The 18,991-nt window shown below is 67.7% G+C and carries 12 protein-coding genes; 7 read left to right on the forward strand and 5 right to left on the reverse strand.

Annotated elements, in window-relative coordinates:
* Positions 1–358 precede the first annotated feature (358 nt).
* The 6 genes from AB0L57_RS22675 to AB0L57_RS22700 all read left to right on the forward strand — a co-directional run bounded on the left by AB0L57_RS22675 (position 359) and on the right by AB0L57_RS22700 (position 13,149).
* A complete protein-coding gene (locus AB0L57_RS22675; protein ID WP_364965459.1) occupies positions 359–6,790 on the forward strand; it encodes a type I polyketide synthase in 6,432 nt (2,143 codons plus the stop codon).
* A 42-nt stretch (positions 6,791–6,832) separates the two neighbouring features.
* Positions 6,833–8,239: a condensation domain-containing protein gene (locus tag AB0L57_RS22680; protein ID WP_364965461.1), complete on the forward strand. Its 1,407-nt coding sequence runs from the start codon at positions 6,833–6,835 to the stop codon at positions 8,237–8,239.
* A 15-nt stretch (positions 8,240–8,254) separates the two neighbouring features.
* Complete coding sequence (locus tag AB0L57_RS22685) at positions 8,255–8,956, forward strand: hypothetical protein (RefSeq protein WP_364965464.1); 702 nt, start codon at positions 8,255–8,257, stop codon at positions 8,954–8,956.
* Positions 8,953–10,533, forward strand: a complete 1,581-nt coding sequence (locus tag AB0L57_RS22690) for an MFS transporter (RefSeq protein ID WP_364965466.1) — start codon at positions 8,953–8,955, stop codon at positions 10,531–10,533. Before AB0L57_RS22685 ends, AB0L57_RS22690 begins: the two co-directional genes overlap by 4 nt.
* A 180-nt stretch (positions 10,534–10,713) precedes the next feature.
* Positions 10,714–12,522, forward strand: a complete 1,809-nt coding sequence (locus AB0L57_RS22695; protein WP_364965469.1) for a TIR domain-containing protein — start codon at positions 10,714–10,716, stop codon at positions 12,520–12,522.
* A gap of 321 nt (positions 12,523–12,843) precedes the next feature.
* Positions 12,844–13,149, forward strand: a complete 306-nt coding sequence (locus AB0L57_RS22700) for a putative quinol monooxygenase (protein WP_364965472.1) — start codon at positions 12,844–12,846, stop codon at positions 13,147–13,149.
* A 75-nt stretch (positions 13,150–13,224) separates the two neighbouring features.
* Here AB0L57_RS22700 and AB0L57_RS22705 read toward each other — a convergent pair whose 3' ends face one another.
* From AB0L57_RS22705 to AB0L57_RS22725, 5 genes are all read right to left on the reverse strand, one after another.
* On the reverse strand, positions 13,225–13,608 hold the full coding sequence (locus AB0L57_RS22705) for a hypothetical protein (RefSeq protein WP_364965474.1): 384 nt from the start codon (positions 13,606–13,608) through the stop codon (positions 13,225–13,227).
* A 176-nt stretch (positions 13,609–13,784) separates the two neighbouring features.
* The gene (locus AB0L57_RS22710; protein ID WP_364965476.1) at positions 13,785–14,840 is read right to left on the reverse strand and encodes a hypothetical protein; all 1,056 of its coding nucleotides are present in this window, start codon (positions 14,838–14,840) and stop codon (positions 13,785–13,787) included.
* Positions 14,841–15,068: 228 nt separating this feature from the next.
* On the reverse strand, positions 15,069–16,670 hold the full coding sequence (locus tag AB0L57_RS22715) for an acyl-CoA synthetase (RefSeq protein ID WP_364965478.1): 1,602 nt from the start codon (positions 16,668–16,670) through the stop codon (positions 15,069–15,071).
* 70 nt (positions 16,671–16,740) lie between these two features.
* A complete protein-coding gene (locus tag AB0L57_RS22720) occupies positions 16,741–17,940 on the reverse strand; it encodes a lipase family protein (RefSeq protein ID WP_364965480.1) in 1,200 nt (399 codons plus the stop codon).
* Positions 17,941–18,058: 118 nt separating this feature from the next.
* The gene (locus tag AB0L57_RS22725) at positions 18,059–18,466 is read right to left on the reverse strand and encodes a hypothetical protein (protein ID WP_364965483.1); all 408 of its coding nucleotides are present in this window, start codon (positions 18,464–18,466) and stop codon (positions 18,059–18,061) included.
* Between the two features lie 80 nt (positions 18,467–18,546).
* On the opposite strand from AB0L57_RS22725, the gene AB0L57_RS22730 reads away from it, so the two are divergent.
* The gene (locus tag AB0L57_RS22730; RefSeq protein ID WP_364965485.1) at positions 18,547–18,795 is read left to right on the forward strand and encodes a hypothetical protein; all 249 of its coding nucleotides are present in this window, start codon (positions 18,547–18,549) and stop codon (positions 18,793–18,795) included.
* Positions 18,796–18,991 lie beyond the last annotated feature (196 nt).

The following is an 18,991-nucleotide window of genomic DNA, read 5'->3' on the forward strand; positions in this document are numbered from 1 at the left end:
CCCGGCCCCGGAAGAAGTTTCCGATGGCTCACAGTTTCGCGACGGCCGGGTTGTGAGATGTCGGTTCCGGGCCGGGCCACCTGTTATGTAAGTGGTATTGCACACATCCCGAATGATGCTGTGTCCCTGCGGGTTCGAGATATCTCACCGCTTCCGGCGCGGTCGGTGGTGGGCTCGCTGGGCGGTGTCACAATGTGCGATCGCCGATTTGGTTGGTGTGTCCAAAACTCCTCTGAATCGTTTTCTCCGCCGATCCCGGTCAATACCGTGTGCGCCATCGGTCAAAGGCCCTGGACCGCTGAGAGAGTGTGTCGCCGCATCATCCGGTGGCCGCTGTACGCGAGACCGGAGGATATTCGTGTCGGACATTGCAATTGTGGGTATCGGCTGTCGATTCGCGGGTGGAATCGATTCGCCGGAATCGTTCTGGGACTTCGTCGTCGACAAACGTGACGGTGTGGTCGACATGCCGGCGGACCGCTGGGATCTGCGCCGCTACTACGACCCCGAACCCCGCACCCCGGGGCGCAGCTACACCAAGCGCGGCGCCTTCATGACGGTCGATCCCTGGCAGTTCGATCCCGACTTCTTCGGGATCTCGCCGCGGGAGGCAACCGTCCTGGACCCGCAGCAGCGCCTCATGCTCGAGGTGACCTGGGAGGCCCTCGACGACGCCGGTATGGCCGGGCGCGCGGCGGGCGCCTCGGTGGGGGTGTACGTCGGTGGTTTCGTGGTCGACCAGTCGGTGATCGGCGTGGTGGGCCCGGCCCTGTTCCACACCGACATGCATACGCCGGCGAGCGCGTCCTACACCATGCTGTCGAACCGAATCGCCTACGCGCTCAACCTCGTCGGGCCCGCGATCACGGTCGACACCGCCTGCTCCTCGTCGCTGGTGTCGTTCCACCTGGCCTGTCAGGCGCTCGAGAACGACGACTGCCGGGTGGCGCTCGCCGGTGGGGTGAACGTCATGCTGCAGCCGGAGACGTTCGTGCTGATGTGCAAGGGCGGCTTCCTGGCCACCGACGGCCGCTGTAAATCCTTCGACGCCGCGGCCGACGGTTACGGCCGCGGTGAGGGCGCGGGCATGGTGGTGCTGAAGAAGCTCGACGATGCGGTGCGCGACGGCGACCGGATCTACGCGGTGGTCAAGGCCACCGGATCCAATCAGGACGGGCGCACCACCGCCATCACCGTGCCCAATGTCGATTCCCAGGAGGCGCTTGCGCGCACGGTGTGCGAGCGGTCGGGCCTGGCCCCGGACTCGGTCACCTATCTGGAGGCGCACGGCACCGGCACACTCGTCGGCGATCCGGTCGAATTGCGGGCCCTGGGAAGGGTTTTCGGTGCACCGGCCGGGCGCACGGACACCGTCGGCGTGGGTTCGGTCAAGGCCACCATCGGTCACACCGAGGCTGCGGCGGGGGTCGCCAGCGTGATCAAGGCCGCGCTGGCCATCAAACATCGCACCCTGCCGCCGCAGGGCTGGCTGGACAAGCAGAACCCCGACATTCCCTTCGAGGAACTGGGTCTGCGCGTACAGACCGAGGCACAACCGCTGTCCGCGGATGCGGGCCCGATGTCGGTGGCGGTCAACGGTTTCGGCTACGGCGGCACCAACGCGCACGCGATCCTGCAGGAATACACCGGTGCGCCGTCGCCGGTCGCCGCGCCGCGCCGGCATCTGGGTATCCTGCCGATCTCGGCGCGCGGCACCGCGGCGGCGCGCGCGCTCGGCGGCCGGTTCGCCGATCTGATCGACTCCGGCGCCGATCCCGAACATCTGGCCGAGGCGGCCTGGACCCGCATGGCCCAGCATCCATTCCGCACCGGCGTGCTGATCGGCGAGTCCACCGAAGACCTGGTCCGGGACCTGCGCGCCTATGCCGCCGGTGAAGGTCGCGACGCCTCGCGCACCATCGTGTCGCGGACGGCCGAACCGGTCTTCGTGTTCTCCGGTATGGGACCGCAGCACTGGAAGATGGGCCGCGAACTACTGTCCGCAGGTGGGGTTTTCGCCGACACCGCCGCCGAGATCGACGTCGAGTTCCGGGCGCTGTCGGGCTGGTCGATCATCGAGGAGCTGCAGCGCCCCGAGAGCGAATCCCGCGTCACCCGCACCGAAGTCGCGCAACCGGCCAACTTCCTGGTCCAGGTCGGACTGGTACGGGAGCTGGCACAGTACGGGATCGAACCCGCCGCCATCGTCGGCCACAGTGTGGGCGAGGTGTCGGCGGCTTATGTCAGTGGCGTGCTGTCACTGCGTGACGCGGTGTGCGTGGCCTACCATCGGGCCCGCCTGCAGGCGACCACGGCCGGCACCGGCGGCATGCTCGCGGTCGGTCTGCCCAGGGACAAGGCCGCCGAGCTGATCGCCGGGGAACCCGGTGTCGACATCGCCGCGGTGAACAGTCCCAGTGCCGTGACGCTGTCCGGTGAGGTGGAGCGGCTGGATCTGATCGCCGAGAAGCTCACCGAGGAAGGCGTCTTCGCGCGCCGCCTGCGCGTAGAGGTCCCGTATCACAGTCGTTTGATGGAGCCGATCGAAGCCGAACTGCGCACGGCACTCGCCGATCTGAAACCACAGCCGCCCACGGTGCCGCTGTATTCGACGGTCACCGGCGAACGCGTCACCGAGGGCGACTGGAACGCCGGGTACTGGTGGTCCAATGTCCGGCGTCCGGTGCGGTTCCTCGACGCGATCACCGCCCTGATCGGCGCCGGCAGCCGGATCTTCCTCGAGGTCGGCCCGCACCCGGTGCTGTCGGGCAATATTCGCGAAGCGCTGCTCGGCGCGGACGCCCAGGGCACCACGGTGCCCACGCTCGATCGCGAACAGCCGGACGCGGACAGCCTGCGCCGCACCCTGATCGGCCTGCACGCCGCCGGTGTGCTCGATCGCGAGGCGCTGTTCCCGGCCGATCGTCCCGCGACCCCGCATCTGCCGTTGCCCCGCTACCCGTGGCAGCGCACCCGCCTGCACTCCGCGCTGCCGCTGTTCGAACAGGCCCGCCTCGGCACACCCGGTGGTTACGCCATGCTCGGTGATCCCGATGTCGAGGGCCGTCCCGAATGGCTCCTGCAGGTCGGCACCGAACTGTTGCCGTGGTTGTCGGATCACGTGGTGAACGGGATCAAGATCATGCCGGGGGCGGCGTACCTGGACGCGGCGCTCAGCGCCACCCAGGCCCGGATCGGCTCGGAACAGGTTGCGCTGGAGGGGGTTCGCTTCGTCGCACCGCTGATCATGGGCGCCCCCGACGTTCCGCTGGTGGCATTGAGCATCGAAGAGGCCAGCGGCCGTTTCCTGATCAGATCCCGAAGCGCCACCGGTACCGCCTGGACCGTGCACGCCTCCGGCCGCACGCTCACCGGTAGCCATGAGCAGACCACGGTCGAGGTGCCGGAGATCGAGGTCGGTATCGATGTCGACCCGGCGATGTTCTACACCGGTCTCGCCGCGGCCGGACTGCAGTACGGCCCGTCGTTCCGCCGGGTGACCTCGGTGCGCGTCGGCCGTGACGTGGTGGTGGCCAGTGTCGACGGCACCATCGCCGCCGGATCCGGCCATCTGGCTCATCCGGCGGTCGTGGACGCCGCGATGCAGTGCGCCGCCATGCTGTTCGCGGACGAACGCATCGACGAGGGCGTGATGGTGCCCGTCGGTGTGGCCGCGGTGCGCCTGCTCGCGGCATTGCCGGAAACGGTCACGGTGGTGGCCCGGCGCGATCCGAACGCGCGGTTGCGCGCCGATGTCGAACTGCTCGATGCCGACCACCAACTCGTCGCCCGCCTGTCCGGACTCCAGATCGGCGCCCTGCGGCCCGGGGACGATCCGCTGCACCGCATGGCCGAGTTCTACTACACCGAAACTCTCGAGGAGCGCGACCCGATCGACCCGGCAGCCCTGGCCGACACCGGTTCGGTGAGCACCCTGGTCGTCGGTCTCGGCGAGACCGGCCGGGCGGCCGAGCTGGTCGCGGCGATACCGAATTCGATTCCGCACGTAGTGGATTCCACCGGCCCGGAGCTGGAGACCACGCTGACCGAGCGGTTGCGTGCCGCACGTGACGAACACGCCCAGCGCCTGCACGTCTGTGTGGTGGCCGGTGCGGTCGCCGACGATGTTGCCGAGCTGTGGACGCTCAAGCGCATCGCGGTGGCGATCGCCGAATTCGTCGAGCCGCCGAGCGAGAACGGCACGCCGCAAACAATTTTCGGCGATGGCGTGGTGCACTGCACCCTGGTCACCGAATCCGCTTTCACCCTGCCCGGCAGTCCCGCGGCTCCCGACACCGGACAGGCGGCTCTCGCCGGTGCGCGACGGGTGCTGCTCAACGAGCAGACCGCGCTGCGCTGGCGTCTGATCGACACCGAGCCCGGCACCCCGGTCGCCGATCTCGTCGCCGAACTGGCCGTGCCCGGCGCGTTCTCCCTCGACAACTCCGACGAGGTGCTGCTGCGCAACGGCAAGCGCTGGGCCACGGTGATCACCAAACCACTGCCCGAACGGCTCGAGGAACTGGAAACCGCGGCGCCGCTGACCGATTCGCAGGCGAACTTCGAACTCGACATGCCCCGCACCCGGGTGCTGTCCGGGCTGGGCTGGCGTGAATGTCCACGGGTGGAACCCGGGACCGGCGAGCTCGAGATCCGGATGCAGGTCGTCGGATTGAACTACAAGGATCCGCTGAAGGTCATCGGGTTGCTCGGTGAACGTGAACTCGCGCCCACCTATTTCGGCACCGTGCCCGGTATGGAAGGCGTCGGCACCGTCGTGCGGGTCGGTCCCGGTGTGCAGGACGTCAAGGTTGGTGATCTGGTCGGCGTCGCCGCCAAGGGCATGATGCGCCGCTTCGCGGTCGTGGATCGCCAACTCGCGGTCGTCCTGCCCGAGGGCACCGATCCCGGGCACTGCACCAGCATCATCGCCTTCGGCACCGCAGAATACGCACTGCTGGATCTGGCGCGGCTGGAGCCGGGGGAGACGGTGCTCGTGCACGGCGCGGCCGGCGGTGTGGGCACCGCGGCGATCCAGGTCGCGAAGGCGCGCGGGGCCACCATCATCGGCACCGCGAGCACTCCGGAGCGGCGCGCGCACGTCCTCGCGATGGGCGCGGACCACGCGGTGAACTCGCGGTCGCTGAACTTCGTGGACGAGGTCGCCGCGATCACCGGCGGCGCCGGCGCCGATGTGATCATCAGCAGCGCACCCGGTGAGATCCTGCGCCAGAACTTCAACGCCGCAGCCGAATTCGGCCGCATCGTCGAGGTCGGCAAGGCCGACATCTACACCGGCGGGCTGCTGGAACTGGCGAACTTCGACAAGAACCTGTCGTACTTCTCGATGGATCTGGACCGGCTCGTCAAGGTCAAGCCACTGCGGCTGGCGGCCCTGCTGCAGCGGGTGTTCGAGAAGGTCACCGAGGGGACGTATCGCCCGTTGCCGTATCACATGATCGAGACCGCGGAGGTGAGCAAGGCATTCGAGGAGACACTGCGCTCGTCGCGGGCGGCTCGCATCGCGCTGCGGATCGACGCGCCGGAACCGCCGGTGCGGCCGTATCTGCCCGATGTCGAGATCAGTGACACCGCGACGTATCTGATCACCGGCGGCTACGGTGGCTTCGGCCTGGCGATCGGGCGGTGGCTCACCCTGCGCGGTGCGCGGCGGCTGGTGCTGGCCGGGCGGCGGGGTGCGACCACGGAGGAGGCGCGCCGTCAGCTCGAAGCGTGGCGAGCCATCGGCATCGAGATCGTCGAGGAACTGCTCGACGTGACCGACCCCGAGGCGGTGGCCGGTGCGATCGCGCGGATCCACAGCGCCGACCATCCGCTGCGCGGCGTCTTCCACGCCGCGGGCGCGGTAGCCGACAACAATCTCGCCAAGATGGAACTCGGACAGCTCGAACAGGTCTATCTGCCGAAGGTGCTCGGCGCGCAGATCGTGCATCGAGCGGTCGCCGACGCGGGCATCACCCTCGACATGTTCGTGCTGTGCTCGTCCGGTGGCTCGATGTACGGCATCTACGGTCAATACAGCTACTGTGCGGCCAATATCGCGGTCGAGTCCCTGGCTGTGCGCTGGTCGCGGGCGGGGGAGCGGGCGCTGTGCGTGGGCTGGGGTCACCTGTCCGGCGCGGGCGGCATGGCCGCCAACGAGACCTCCGAGAAGTATCTCGACCTGGTCGGGTTCGGGCCGATCGATATGGGCGACGCCACCGCCTACCTGGAACAGGCCCTGCGTCTGGGTGCTTCGCGGGTGGCGGTCATCCCCACCGACTGGGCCAAGCTCACCGGTACCTTCCCGCAGCTGGCGCGCACCGGCCGCACCGCCGCGCTCGCCCGGGCCTCGGCCAAGGACACGTCGGAATTGGCCCGGCTCCGTGCGGAACTGGCCGCGATGGAGGAAACCAAGCGCGGACCGCACATCGCCCGCCTGATGGCCGGTGAACTGGCCGTCGTCATGGGCGTGGACGTCGACACCATCGATATGACGATCCCGGTGCCGGAGCTGGGCCTGGATTCACTGATGGCGGTCGAACTCGGCGCCCGTGTCACCAAGACGCTCGGTATCGACCTGATGTCGCTGCAGATGGGGCGCTCGTTCAGCCTGGAGCAGGCCGGCCCGAAGGTGGCCGAGCTGATCCTGGCCCACGAACCCGGTGGGGCACAACCGGATCCGGCGGCCATCGCCGCGGCGGTGGACGGTGCCGGGCCGAACGGATCCGAGCCGGCGGCCGACGGCGCGCCGGCCGGTGCGGTCGTGGAGATGGCGGGGGTCAGCTGATGGACCGTCGTCTCGGCGCTCGCGGGCGGAAGTGAGGTCACCGTGGTCGATTTCGGACTCATCGACGAATGGACACCCCCGCCGGGCCGGATGATCACCTGGGTCGCGTCACCGGATGCGGTGGCGCGGGCCCGGACCGCCCCCGTGCACTCCTCGCCACCGTCGCTGCAACAGGAACAGTATCTGCGCCAGGCCGATCGGCACGCGGCCGCCGACTTCCGGTTCTCCGGACTCTGCCTGGCCACCGCGCAGATCCCGACCGGCGACCTCGACCGGGAGGCGATGACACGGATCATCAACGCGTTCCTGTTGCGCCACGACACCTTCCGGACCTGGTTCGACATCGACGCCGAAAGTGTCGTGCGACGGCACCTGGTATCCGAGGACGTGGTGGACTTCGTACCGGTCGACTACGGCTGGATCGACGACCCGGCCGCCATCCGGCAGCATGTCGAGAAGACGACTCCCGATCCGTTCCAATGGGATTGCTTCACTTTCGGAGCGATCGAGCACGGTGACGCGACCACGGTCTACCTCGCGGTCGACCACCTGCACACCGACGGCCTGGGCCAGTACCTGTCCGCCTCCGATTTCGCGCAGCTGTATCTGGCCGAAATCGGCGGCGAGGCCGAACCTTTGCCGCCGGCGGCGAGCTATCTGGACTACTGCGTCACCGAACGCGCCTACAGCGATGGGCAGTCGCTGTCCTCGCCCGGTGTGCTCAAATGGTTGCAGTTGCTGCGCGGCAACGACAATCGACTGCCGTCGTTTCCACTGGATCTCGGCAGGCGCTCCGATGGTTACAACCGCAGCGCCCACCGGACGGTGAGCCTGCTCGACGAGGAGCAGGCGCTGGCCTTCGAGCAGGTGTGTCGCGCCAACGACGCCGAATTCGTCGGCGGAGTGTTCGCGGCCGCGGCCCTGGCCGAACGCGCACTCACCGATTCCGACTACTACTTCGGAATGACGCCGGTGAGCACGAGAACATCGGCGGCGGAGGGCAATTCGGTCGGCTGGTACGTGACGCTGGTGCCGGTCGCGTTCCCGCTGGGCCCCGGCACCCCGGTCACGCGCACGCTGAAATTGGCCCAGCGCGCCTACGAGAACGGGCTCCGGCTCGCACCCACCTCGTTCCATCGGGTGCTCGAACTCCTGCCCCCCGATTCGGAGATCAAGGCCGAGCCCGGCTGGGTGACACCGATGATCTCGTTCATCGACGCCCGCGACTTCCTCGGCCACGAATTCTTCGACGAGGTCACCGCCGGGGTGTATGCCAACCGCGCGGCCTCCGAGGAAGCACTGATCTGGGTCAATCGCCTGCCGTCGGGGACGACCCTGAGCGTCATCTACCCCGACACCGCGGTGGCCCACGACTCCGTGGAGCGCTACATCGCGGCGATGACATCGGTATTCGCGGCGATCGTCGATCCGGCCGTGGAATCGAACTGAGTACCGGGAGGTTACGTGGTTTCAGCAGATCCGGCGCACGCCCTGTTCCGGGATCCCGGAATACCCGATGGCGAGAAATGCCGGTACACGGTCGGCACCGACGGGCACAGCTCGGGCTTCGAGATGACGAGTGTCGTCACCCACGAGGGCGGCGGCTACCGCACACTACTGGACGCGTCCAGCCGCGACGGTGACCTGGAACTGACCGTCGACCAGCGCTTCGGCCGTGTCGACGGCTTCCTGCGCGCCGAGGACTACCGCGCCGAAACCCGTTCCCGCGGCACGGTGGTCTCCCGCGAGGAAGCCCACTTCCTCGACACCGTGCACCTTCCGATAGGCGGTGCTCCGGCACCGTTTCCCACCGACATCATGCCGATCGTCGGCGGTATGACCCTGCTACGCGGCCTGGACCTCACGGATCCGGCGACGCGGACCATCGATACCTGGCTGGCTTTCTCGGTGCACTGGCCGCTGACCGCGCGAGTGGAGAAACAGACCACCGTGGAGATCGGCGCCGGGCAAGTCGAATGCCGCCAGGTCCGCCTCCGGCCGAGCTTCGGGCAGGTGAACATGCTGCTGGACAGAATGATCGGCGGCCTGCTGCCGCCGTTCGTGGTGCACATCGAACTGGAGCCGCCACATCGGCTGGTGCGCTTGAGTTTCCCGACCGAGCTGGCGTTGTCGGCACCGCGCGGTGTGATCGAGCTCGCCGGATGACAGGGGGATCGGGGAGCGAACGAACCGCGCTCGGCTCGTGGGCGACGATCGATGACCCGGCCGTGGCCGGTGAGCGGGCCACGGCCGAGGGGCGCGAACCGATCGCGGCCGGTGACTCCGCGCAGGTTCGTGAACGGAGTGCGGCCGGCGAACCGGAGACTGTCGCGCCGGTAACTGGTTCGCCCCCTGCGGAACTCGGGGCGTGGCTGGCGTTCGCGGGCTGCCTGATCGCCGTGTTCATGCAGATGATCGACGTGACGATCGTGAACACCGCCCTGCCACGGCTCACCACCGACCTGAGCGCTTCCCGCTCCGCGGAACTGCTCGTCATCTCCGGCTACTCGCTCGCCTTCGCCTGCACCCTGCTCAGCGCCGCCCGCCTCGGTGCCATCGTCGGCCGCCGCGTCATGTTCCTCACCTCGGTGGTCCTGTTCACCGCCGCCTCGGCATGGTGCGGATTGTGTACGGGCGCCACCGAATTGGTGGCCGCGCGCATCGTGCAGGGCGCCGCGGGCGCGGGCATGGCGGCTCAGACCATCGCCATCCTCATCGCCAGTTTTCCTCGCGAACGCCACTCCCTGGTCTTCGCCATGTACGGCGGCGTGGCCGGTTTCGCGGGCATGCTCGGCCCGATCCTCGGCGGCGCCCTGCTCACCATCGACATCGGCGGCTGGGGCTGGCGCTCGGTGTTCCTGATCAATCTCCCCATCGGAATGGTCGCCTTCGCTCTCGCCTGGCGCTTCCTGCGCATCGGCCGACCGGCATCGCCGGACCGCCTGGACCTCGGCGGTGCGGCACTGTCCGGTGTCGGCCTGCTCCTGGTCGTGTACGCCCTCGCCTTGGTCCAGCAACACGGCTGGCAAGCCCAGCCGATCGCCCTGGGCCTGGCCGGAGTGGTGGTGAGTGCGCTGTTCGTGGCGCACCAGATCAAGCGCTCGGCCCGCGGCGCCAGCCCCCTGATGCGCCTGGACCTGTTCGCCAACAGGGGGTTTCGAATCGGATCGGTCCTGATCTGCGTCTTCTTCGGCCTGTTCACCGCGTTCGTCTTCGCCGCCTCCATCACCATGCAGGACGTCCTGGGCTACACCCCCTGGCACACGGCTGTAGTCATGACATTGTTCGCCCTGGGCGCTGGTGCGGGCGCGATCGGATCGCTCTTCCTGGTGCGGCGATGGGGGATTCTTGTCCTGGCAGCGGGCGTCACCCTCTATGGCGGCTGCATGGCCGCGGGCGCCGTCTACCTCTACCTGACCACCGGTGACGTCAACGCTTTCCTCGCCGCCCCACCGTGCTTCGCCGCGGGCTTCGGCGTCGGAATCTTCGCGGTCCAGATCCAGCCCATCATGCTCGCCGGCCTCGACGCCGACCACATGTCCGAGACCTCGGGAGTGGTCCCGACGATCGAACAGATCGGCAACGCACTGGGTTTGGCGGTCCTGACGACCGTGTTCTTCCGGTCTCACACCCTCGACGGGGCGATCACCATGATGCTGGCATTGGCCGTGGTGTCCTTCGGCCTGGGCGCGTTGACCTCGACCATGCCGCGACCGGAGATGGCCCCATCGCAGGCGGCGTGAGCAGCGAGATCACCCCGATATCCGGTCTCGGTGGTGCTCGAAAAGATAACGCGTGCACTGGGATTGGGTTGGTGAGAATATGCGATCGGCGGCGGACGGCAGGTCCCGCCGGCCCAGCCGCACGCCCGCCGGGGATCGGTCACGGTGCGGCATCGTCGCCGTCGGGGCACGATTGAGCGCGTGCTGAATGTCTTCATCAGTTACTCCCGGCGGGACTTCTATGCCGCCGAGGCGCTGTCTTCGATTCTCGCTACGTCCGATGAGGTCAGCACCTGGTTGGATGCCGAGCAGCTGCGGCCCGGCACGGAGTGGGAGGTCGCGATCGACGCTGCCGTCGACCACGCCGATGTCGTCGTGGTCGTGGCGTCACCCGCGGCGATGGCATCCCGGTGGGTGACCCAGGAGTGGCGACGCGCGATCAGCAACGGCACACCGGTGCACGTGGCGCTGATCCGCGGCACCGAGCTGCCCGCAGAGCTCGCGACGGTTCACGATCTGCGCGGGCGGTTCTTCACCGAGTCGCGCACGATGGTCGATGTCCTGCTGGGGCACGCTACGCCCGGTCCTCGCCGTAGATTCCCGCTCTCACCGCCGATGGCACTGCTGTGGGCGGCGCTGTCGTCCTGTGTGGCGATCATGGCGATGGGGGCCGGCCTGGGCTGGAACATCAGCGAGATCTACCGGCCGGTGCACACCGGGTTCTCCCGGATGGGGCTGGGCATCATGCTGGTGAACGTCTTGGCCGGGACGAGCCTGGTCGTGGTGATGGCTCGCCTGCTCCGGCGGACCGCGACGCCGATGTCGGTGCGAGAGGGGCTCATCCCGACGTGTCTCGGTGTCGTGGTTTCTCTGATCGGGACGGTGATCGTGGGCAGCACGTCCTATCGCGAAGCAGCCGGACCCGAGGCGCGGACGGACTCCGCATGGCTCTACCTCGTCGCGGGAGGCGCGGTCCTGGTGGCCTTCATACTGATGTCACGCTCACGCACCATCCACATGGAAATGCCGACCGGGTGGGGCGACGATTTCATGCGCGGCCGCAGCACCGGCCGAGACCGTCCGATCAGCAGGCTCCGCGGGCGGCGGTTCGCTCACGCGTGGGCCGCCCACCGGCCCAAGATCGACGCGCTGAAACAGGTCAGCGCTGTCGGATCCGCTGCGACCTACTGGATTTGGTGCCATCCCGAGGACAAGCCTTTCGCGAACATGATCGCCGGCACCTGTGAGAGCGCCGGATTCACCGAGGACGAGGACGATCCGCGGTGGGCCTTCATCGTGGTGAGTACGCGAACTCCGGTCGAGCTGCTCCGGACCGCGCATGAGGTCTTCGGCTATCGCGTCGTGTTCGTGCTGGCGACGAGCCTTCAACTGCTCGACGATTACCCCGAGTTGCGCCGCCACCAATGGCTCGACTTCCGCGAGCAGCAACCCCAGGGGCTGTACGAGTTCCTGCACACGGTCATCACCGGGTTGCCAGGCGAGCGCGGTGTGGTCACCGTGCCGATGGGCGTCCGCATTTTCCGCGCGCCCCGCTACGTCACCGCCTACTTGACGTTCGGCCGGATATTGGTCGGCGTTGCGGTCGTACCGGCGCTCGGGCTGCTCCTCGCCGGCAACATCGTGAAGGACATTCCTGTGATGCTGGTGACCGTGCCGCTCGTCGCCGCGGTGCTCAACCTGATGCGCAGGACTGCGGACCGCACAATCGCCGTGAGCGGGTGGTCGATCAGGACGGTGCTGGTATTGCTGCTGTTCGTCGGCTGGCTGGTGGTGACGCCGAATTACCCGCACATCCCGGCGGTCAACCGCATCTTCCTGCTCGTCTTCGTCCCGCTGCACCTGTTCGGTTCCGCCCCGGCGATGATGCGTCTGTGGCTCCCCCCGGGACAGGAAATGCGGCTGGCGTCGCCGCCCGTGCCGCCGGTTCGGTACACCTTCTGGATGCCATTGCTGTCGCTGGTACTGGCGATCGGCTACAGCACGATCTAGGGCGGCTCTTCCCGCCGCGCGCTCGTCGGCCCGCGGAGGAACCGTACGCCGCCGTTTCGCCGTGCCCAGCGCTGTCACCGGAACGCCATCCGGCAGCGACCGCACACGACGGCGTTCATCGGTGTCGTCGATGCTGTGGATCACCCACCCCCGCTTCCGCTCCGGCCGATGGTCTCGCGCTCCGGCTCCGGCGGCTGTGCACGTGGCGCTTCGGCGGGATGGCCAAACAGGTTGGCGGGCATCGTTATCCGGTGTGCGGTGGCCGATTTCCGCCCGGAGGCTCGGAGCCGGGCCGCTGTGCTCGGCTGGTACCCTCGCGGTGTGCCTGTGATCGTTGCCACCATTACTCCGAAGCCCGATAAAGTCGACGAGGTAGCGGAGGTCCTGACCCGCGTCGTCCCGGAAGTTCACGATGAGGACGGGTGTGAGGTGTACGCCCTGCACAAGGGAAATGATCGATTCGTTTTCGTCGAGGTGTGGCGGGACATGGCGGCCCTGGGTGCGCACAGCGCGGCGCCGAGCCTCCAGGCATTGAATGAAGGACTCGAGGGTCTGGTGACCGGCCCGCTGGATGTCCAGGTTCTCGAAGCGCTTCCGGTGGGCGACCCGGTCAAGGGTTCGCTCTAGTCGCTGTCCTGAGCTACCGGCGAGCGCGGCGTCCGGTTCCACTCCGCGTGTGCGGTCTCGACCTCGGTGACGGCGTCAGGCGGTGCCCAGCGCCGTCACCGGGACGCCGTAGGGCAGGAATCGCACGCGGCGGCGTTCGTCGGTGTTGTCGCGATGCGCGCGCAAGGCTTCGAGTTCGTTCGGGAAGACCTGCTCGACCCTGGCTTCGTCGGTGTCGTCGAGGCTGTAGATCACCCACACTCCGTCACCGGTCTGTCCTGTGGTCTCGCCCTCCGGCTCCGGCGGCCCCGTACGTTCGGGGCGGACGAACTGGCCGAGCAGCGATGCCAGCGTGGTTCCGCTCGTGCGATCGATGTACTCACCGGCCCTGCCGAGGAGGTCGCGAAGTTCGGTCCCCGCTTCCTGTAGTGCGCGTTCGAACTCTTCGGGATCGATTCCGAAAGGCCTGTCGGATGTCATCACATTTCTCCTGACGACGACTTCGGAGACATGCCTTCAGTGTCCTCGCGTGCGCTCAGCTTCGCTACGCCCGGTCTCGCGAGCCTGTTCGGTGCCGGGCGCCCCTGCCTGGACCTGCGGTCCCGGTGAGTCGGCCCGAGCTGCTGTACCCGCCGTCTTCGCGGCAGCTCGCCCGGCTACTGCATCAGCTGGACGTGTGGGTGGTCGGGCGATGTCGGGCAGGCCCGGATGATCAGGCTGTAGCCGCGGCCGATCTCGATCCCGCTCGGTTTCGCCAGGTACGCGGGGCTGGAGCTGGAGATGTCGGCGGCCCGGTCCTCATCGGTGATCCAGCTGTCCCCGCCGCTCTGCCACTCGCCCCCGGCGATCGTCAGCAGTGGTTCGGTCGGGGTGCCACAGGAAGAACACGGCGCGGTGTCTGGGTCGTTGAGGCCCCAGCCGATCCAGCCGCCGATCTTCCATCCGGGTGCCACGGACAGGTCGAAGACGTAGGGATGGTCGACCTCGCCGTCGGCGATATCGTCCTGTTCGACGCCGAGGCGGTCGGCAGCCCACTGCTCGAGCTGTTGCCGAAGGCCGGCGTCGAGTTCCAGAAGTGCGGGATACTCGGTCACCCGCTCCGGGGAGATCGTGCACGGCTCCGGCAGATAGCCCGTGAACTGCACCGCCGTCGGTTCCGGAGGGTCGGTGAGGATGTCGGTGACCATATCCGTGGACCGCCAATACAGTGCGGTCTTGGGCATGTATTCGACATCGTCGGGATGATCGAACGGGCACCACAACACCTGCAGCAGGTCGGTGCCCGCCGGTGCGGTCATACCGGGCACGTCACGCGCGTACAGTTGCGCGACCGGCAGCATCGCTATCGAACCGTCGTACGGCTGGGAGCCCGGCAGCGTCGTGATCGGAGTCTCGGGCCGAGCATGGATCCGCGCGAGGGTCTCGCGTTCCTGCGTCGTCAATCGTCTGACTCGACCGGCAGCCGAGAGCTGACGGGTCAGCCTGACGTTCGCGGGGGACACGACCGGGTTCACGCCATCCAGCTCGTGTGGGCCGTCGCAGTGCGGCCACGGCTCGGACGCCGGCCACAGCAGCGGCCCGCCGACCGAACTGTCGTGTGGCGAGGGGGTTCCCGGGCGCGGATGCAACCGGGTGGCGGTGCGGGCCAACGGCGCCAGCGCGGGGAACAGGGCCGCGATGTCGAGCGGCCGCGGCGGAGTGGTGCGAGTCATACAAACCTCAATGGGCGCAGAGACTTTCGATTTCCCGTAACGGTGAGGCCCGGCACGGTCGGAGTTGCCATGCTAGTCATGTCCGAGAAGCGGAACCTGGCAGCCTGTCCCCGATCGGGAAAGCTCCGCGTCGGCACCGCGTGGGCATCCGGTGCGCGTGCGATGCGGCCACGGCGGAGCCGTCGCGGCTCATGGTGGGAGAGGCGGCCGGCGCGACGGTGACGGCCGCTACCGGATCATGTTCTGCGCCACGATGGTTCGAGCCCAGCGGTAGTCGGCCTTTCCGCTGGGCGAGCGCACAACGCTGGGCACCACGACCAGTGCGCGGGGGACCTTGTAGCCGGCTATCTCGTTGCGGCAGTGGGCGACCAGGTCGGCCATCGAGGTGTCCTGGCAACCCTCGCGCAGCTCCACCACCGCGGCCACCCGCTCACCGAACTTCTCGTCGGGTGCGCCGGCCACCAGTGCGTCCATCACCGCGGGATGGGACTTGAGCGCCTGCTCGACCTCCTCCGGAAAGACCTTCTCCCCACCGCTGTTGATGCACGTCGACCCGCGGCCCAACAGGACGATGGTGCCGTCCGCCTCGACGCGCCCCATGTCACCGAGGACCGACATCCGCACACCGTCGACGACAGGGAAGGTCGCCGCGCTCTTCACCGGATCGTTGAAGTATCCGAGCGGCACATTCCCGCGGCGCGCGATGTAGCCGGTTTCCCGTGTCCCCGCCGCGATAGGTCGCAACCGCTCGTCGACGACCGTGATGTTCGGGCCGGCCGGAATCCGCAGGGTCCCGTCCTCGCCGACGTCGACCGTTCCGTCGACGCCGGATTCCGAGGAACCGAAGCCGTCGCGCATGTAGGTGTTCGGCAACAGTTCGGTGAGTTTCTCGCGCACGCTCTTCGACCACAGCGCCCCGCCGGATCCGATCATCACCACGGAGCTCAGGTCGTAGGTGTCGCGGTGGGCCTCGATCGCGTCGGCCAGCGGGCGGCAGATCGCGTCACCGACCACCATCACGCACATGATCTTCTCCGCGTCGATCAGCTCGAGGGCTTCGACGGGATCGTAGTTGCGCATCAGCACCTGTTTGGACCCCATGAAGAACCCGGCGAACAGTGAGTACATCGCGGCGCCGTGCATCAGCGGGGCGGTGAGCAGGAAGCTGACGGGAAACTCGTTGGCCCGCACCGCCGCGGCGAGCGCGTCGGTGTCCAGGTACGGGTCACCGTAGTGATTACCACCGTGCAGCGCGGCCATGTAGAAGTCCTCTTGCCGCCACACGACCCCCTTGGGCATCCCGGTGGTTCCGCCGGTGTAGACGATGAAACGATCGTCGGCGCTGCGCACCGCGAACTCACGTGCCGTGGAGCGGGTACGCACCGAGACGTCGTAGTCGTCGACGACGACCCCGGTGAATCGCACGGCCGGATCGGGCGCGAGGACGAGCACATGTCGCAGTCGCGGGCACCGCGGTAGGACCGCGGCCGCCGCGGGGCACAGATCTCCGTCGATGATCAATGCGACGAGTTGCGCGTTGTCGTAGAGGTATTCGAGTTCCTTCTCCGTGTACCGATAGTTGATGTTGATCGGGACGGCGCCGATTTTCAGGCATCCCAGCAGCGACTCGACGAATTCCAGACTGTTGCGCATGTGCACACCGACGTGGTCGCCCGCTCCGACGCCACGCGAAAGTAGCTGATGCGCAAGCTGATTCGCGCGCCGATCCAACTGCCGGTAGGTGATGCGCTCGCCGCCGCAGGCGAGCGCGATCCGGTCGGGTACCGCGTCGGCGGCGGCTTCGAAGAGGTCGGCGAGATTCAGGGCCATCGTCACGGCTTTCTGTGCGGCCCTCAGCGAGGGCGCGGCGGCGGGAGAGGAGGGGCGGTCGTGTTGCCGGTCAGTGACAGGTGTTCGTGGTCGACTCACCGGCCACGGCCCGCGCGACGAACGCCTGGGCGTCGGTCAGCGACGCGGGAACGGCAGCCCGGTGATCCTTGCCCGGATACACCTGGTAATCGATGCCGATCCCCTTGGCGCAGTACGCCTTCACCAAGGCGTCGGTGCCGGGCTTGGCGGCGAGTACGTCCTCGGTGCCCTGGGCGATCATGGTCGGAACCTTCGGCGTCACCCGGGTCGGGTCCTGCTGCTCGAGATACGCGGTGACCGGCGTGAGATCGGCCTGCGGGGCGAAGAATTGTGCGGCCGGGATCGGCGGAACCGCCCGGATCTGGGCGAGGCAGCCGGTGCGTGCCGCCGTCAGCAGCGGTTTCGCACCGGGGGCGAGTACCCGATCCGGATCGATCGACGGGTCGACCGCCGCCGCACCGAGAATCATGACCGGCAGGAAGGCCTCGGCGGCCTCGGCACCCGGTTGATTCGTCTTGACGTAATCGACGGTCCGGCTCAGACCGACCCCGCCGGGCGCGATCGCCACCGCCCCTTTGAGATCGAGTTCCGGCGCCCGCTGCCGCGCGTCCTGCGCGGTGAACAGGGCCGCCTGCCCACCCTGACTGTGCCCCATGACGATCCAGTCCTTGCCGATCGAATCGTCGAGTGCCCGCGCGGCACGCACGATGTCGGTGGCGGTGTTCGCCTCGCTGATGCCGTCCAGGTACGGGTGCCCGCCCGGCGTTCCCATTCCCTGATAATCGGTCTGGACGACCGCGTACCCCTTGGCGACCCACGAGTCGAGGACGCTGTCGATCGGACCCAGATAGTCGTGGTCGGGACCGTCGGCGGTGTCGGCCGACGGCGCGCAGGTGTCGGCCCATCCGGTGGTGCCGTGTGCCCAGCTGATCACCGGCCACCCGCCTGTCGGCGGCGCCGTCTTCGGAACCGACACCGACCCCGAGACCACGATCGGATTTCCGTGGGAGTCCTCGGAGACATAGGTGATCAACCGGTTGCTCGCGGCACCGGGCAAGGCCGCCGCGGAGGTCAGCGGCATGGTGGTGAGTAGTCGACCGGGTGCGGAGTCGTTGTGGGACATGGTGTTCGGACTGCCGTCGCTCGAGCAGCCGCTGGCCACCGCGGCCGCGACAGCGAGCACGATGGCAAGGACCGGGCCGCGAGAACGATGGGCTCGACGTGTGATCACGAATGCTCTCCGATCGGAAAACGTCAACGAGGACGCCCCGAGTCAAGTTGCCTTCCGCATCGTTTGTGTGTGCCGTTCCACACAGCGGGACCACGGGATCCGGTGCGACGGCCCGCGTTCAGTGATCGAAGCCGTGGAAGACGCCGTCGTCTCCGAGGCAGTCGGCGTAGTCCTCGAAGTCCATGTTGGCGAGGAACAAGTTGACTTCGACCTCGGCCATCGCGCTCGGGGCGATCCGGAATGCCGGGCCGCCGCCGTCGGAGGTGTCGACCACCAGCAGCGGATGCTCGGGGTCGGTCATCGTGGTGGTGTCGGCGAGAAACAGGTAGGTCTGGCCGCCGATCAGATCACCCAGGTCGCCGGGCGCCAGCCCGTCGAAGGTCGCGTCGTCGACAGGGGTGAGCCCCGTCTCGGTGTCGTCATCGTAGGAATCGAAGACCGCTTCGAGGGTCCGGGCCCATACCGCGTCGTCGGTGAAGTCGGTACGAATCAGAAGCGAGTCGCCCTCTGGCAGAGACTGTGTCATATGCCCGATTTTTCACTATGCGGGCGACAACATTCACCGCAGAATCGTGTGAGACCCGCTCGGGCGGGAACCTCTGCAGTATGACGAAGAACACATCGGCGGCCTCGGATCGGACCGTGAGGCCTGTCGAGCCGGACCAGAAGACCCTCGACCAGGCTCGGAAGGATGCCGCGGACTGGGAGGAGATCTACGAACCCGGTGCGCGGCCCACCGTCGTCGTACCCGGGACGGACGGCACGATCGCCGGTACCGCCTTCGCCGACATGGTCGATGAGCGGGTCACCGAGAACAAGCCGCCGGATCACCTCCGCAAGGACGACGATTCCTGATTCCAGAAGAACCGGTTCGTTTGCTGGTTCGGTGTATACATCTGCGCGCTCGTATCCTCGAGGTCCGATCTGATCTGATCGGCCTTTCCCGCATACTGTGTTTGGCGGCCGCCTGGTCCGCGCCGAGTTTCTCCTTCGTCTCATCGGCGAATTCATCGAACGTGTTCTTCGTCTTGTCGGTGGCACTCGTCGCATG

The sequence above is a fragment of the Nocardia sp. NPDC052254 genome (assembly GCF_040679495.1).
GTDB lineage: Bacteria > Actinomycetota > Actinomycetes > Mycobacteriales > Mycobacteriaceae > Nocardia.